This window comes from Burkholderia sp. B10 (assembly GCF_004368385.1).
GTDB lineage: Bacteria > Pseudomonadota > Gammaproteobacteria > Burkholderiales > Burkholderiaceae > Burkholderia > Burkholderia vietnamiensis.
Window position 1 is genome coordinate 1 of record NZ_PQMX01000154.1, and the last position, 2,768, is coordinate 2,768.

The following is a 2,768-nucleotide window of genomic DNA, read 5'->3' on the forward strand; positions in this document are numbered from 1 at the left end:
ACTTCATCGAGGCCCGTGATCCATCCGTTTTAGCCAGCAACTGGTACGAGCACGCTGCCTCGTGAGCCGAGGGTTAGCCGCGAGCGCGTCTTCCTTGCGCGCGGCCCGCCAGTAAGCGCCGAAATGCGTCATTCATCAAGCTGGGTCGTGTGGCGTATTGTGAGGGTTATACGACCTTTGAGCCATTCGGCTCCAGTTCCATAATTTGCGCAGCAATCAAGCCGGATCAAGAGCACAAATGCGATTGCCCATTGAGCTCCCGGTTTGATCAATTTCGCGCAAACGAAAGGAACAGAGAATGAGGCTTAAGAACAAATCGGCTTTGATTACCGGCGGCACTAGCGGAATCGGTCTCGCGACCGCGAAGCTCTTTATTGCAGAAGGCGCTCGGGTCGCGGTGACCGGTCGCGATGTCGCTGCATTCGAGCGTGTGAAGGCCGAGCTTGGCGACGATGCATTGGTTTTCAGGGCCGATGTGCGTTCGATCGACGACATGCGTGCCGTTGCCGCCCAGTTAAAAGAACGGTTCGGCGGCCTGGATGTCGTATTCGCCAACGCTGGCTGGGCTTTCCCGTCCGCAGTGAATGACATCGACGATGACCTCTACAACGAGATCATGGACATCAACGTCAAGGGCGTGGTCTACACGCTTCAGGCGATGCTGCCGGAGTTGCGAGAGGGCGCCTCGGTCATCCTCAACACCTCGTTCGTCGCCCAGACCGGCAAGCACGGCATATCGTTGACCGCGGCAGCCAAGGCCGCCGTGCGATCGCTTGCCCGTAGTTGGTCCTACGAGTTTCTCGATCGCAAGATCCGGTTCAACGCGATCGCGCCCGGTGGCACGGACACGCCCCTGCTCAGCAAGTGGGGGATGTCGGACGAGGACGTCCGCAACTTCAAAAGCGAGTTCGCGAAGACCATCCCGGTTGGCCGTCTGGCAAAGGCAGAGGACATTGCCTACGCAGCGCTCTATCTCGCCAGCGACGAATCCTCCTACGTGGTCGGCAGCGAACTGGTTGTCGATGGCGGAGCGTCGCAGCTTTAAGCGGGAGCACACCGGTTCACGAGCCCGGCACGACCTTCCGATTCATCCACACCTGATCACATGTCCACTGCGCGTTATTCGCGCGGTGGTGTTCAATCCGGCCCAGCCTCGTTGCAAAAGTGGAGCGGCCGAAGCGCAAGGAGAAACGATCTTGACCGACACTAGCGAAAACAATCGCACCGGGAAGCCACTCACCGAAGCCGGTCGTTCGCGCCGCGATATTCTCAAATTCGGAAGCATCGTCACGCTCGGCGCCGTACTGGGTGGCGGAGCACTGCTTGGCCATACCGCGCCTGCTCTTGCGCAGGCAGCCAGCAAAGGAGAACTCGCTCCGAATGACCCGCTCGACATTTTGATTGTCAATTACGACGGCGGGACGCTGCTCGACTTCGCCGGCCCCAGCGAGATTTTCCACCGGTTACCGAATACGAACGTTCGCTATGCGAGCCTCAATGGGGGCAACGTGACGCTCGAATTCGGAGTCGTGTACGGCAAGACCGAACGGCTGGCCGATATCGAGCGAACCGATCTGATTCTGGTGCCCGGTGGCTCCGATTTGACGGCGCCGATGCGGCCCGAGTATCAGGCGCAGATCCGGCGTTTGGCCCAAAGTGCCAAACATGTGACCTCGGTTTGCAACGGATCGTTGGTGCTCGCTGCGACGGGCATTCTCAATGGCAAGCGTAGCGCCTGCCATTGGGCGTTCGTCAACAAGCTGTCCGAATATGGCGCCATCCCCGTGCCGGATCGATTCGTCGAAGACGACAACGGCCGCTTCATGAGCGGCGGCGGCGTGACGGCCGGCATCGATTTCGCACTTCGCGTCGCGGCGAAGCTGCGCGGTCAACAGGCTGCCGAATTCACGCAACTCGTAATCGAATACGATCCCGCTCCGCCGTTCCATTCCGGCCACCCCAGAGACGCACGGCAGGAAGTCATCGCGATGGTCGACAAAGAACTGCCCGGTGCATCCAAGGGACTCGCACGAATCCCGGGCGTTCGCTGAAATTCCCGCGGGCAATGTCTGCGAGGACTCGCACGGCTCTCGATGAAGCCGCAACCAACATTGCTTGCCTCACCTGCGCGATCTGGCGCAGGCCCGTCTATTTGAAATCTGATCGGAAAAATCTCAAATGCAACAGATTCGTCGTCTTGCCGCACCCGTTGCGGCCTGCTTTGCTTTTTTCGCCTTTGCCGTGCCGGCAGTTGCCAGTGGCCCGCAGCCTCGAATCGAAGCGGCCATCAATACCGAAAACGCGCGGTGGGCCGATGCCTTTGCGCGAGGGGATTACGAGGCGATAGGCCGCTTGTATACGCACGACGGCGCACTGCTGCCGCCCGGCGGCAACAGGGTGACGGGTGGCAGCGCGATTGCCGCATACTTCGCCAAGCAGTATGCCGGGGCAAAGCCCGACACCGTATCGTTCAGCAATTATGAGTTCTACGGTAACGACCGGGCCGTGACGGAGGTTTCGGATGCGGAAATCCGTGACCATGCTGGGGCCGTCAAATACCGTGGCAAGCAGATCCTCCTTTTTCTGAAGGAGGGCGGTGCGTGGAAATTGCATCGCGATATCTGGAATGATTACGCTACCCGAACCTGTCCGCATTTTTGTGGGCGAGGCGGTTGAACAGCGCGTTATCCGCGCGCCTGCGTGAATCGCTCGCCAAACAGGATAGCAAACTGGTTCATCGCTGATTTCCAGTCGAAGGCGGCCCGCAC

3 protein-coding genes are annotated in these 2,768 nt (G+C 59.7%); all 3 read left to right on the top strand.

Annotated features, from left to right (window positions below):
• The first annotated feature begins 298 nt into the window (after positions 1-298).
• The 3 genes from C3Y15_RS31245 to C3Y15_RS31255 all read left to right on the top strand — a co-directional run bounded on the left by C3Y15_RS31245 (position 299) and on the right by C3Y15_RS31255 (position 2,676).
• On the top strand, positions 299-1,045 hold the full coding sequence (locus C3Y15_RS31245) for an SDR family oxidoreductase (protein WP_014724123.1): 747 nt from the start codon (positions 299-301) through the stop codon (positions 1,043-1,045).
• Between the two features lie 151 nt (positions 1,046-1,196).
• Positions 1,197-2,051, top strand: a complete 855-nt coding sequence (locus C3Y15_RS31250; protein WP_011880967.1) for a DJ-1/PfpI family protein — start codon at positions 1,197-1,199, stop codon at positions 2,049-2,051.
• A gap of 127 nt (positions 2,052-2,178) precedes the next feature.
• On the top strand, positions 2,179-2,676 hold the full coding sequence (locus tag C3Y15_RS31255) for a nuclear transport factor 2 family protein (protein ID WP_059475296.1): 498 nt from the start codon (positions 2,179-2,181) through the stop codon (positions 2,674-2,676).
• Positions 2,677-2,768 lie beyond the last annotated feature (92 nt).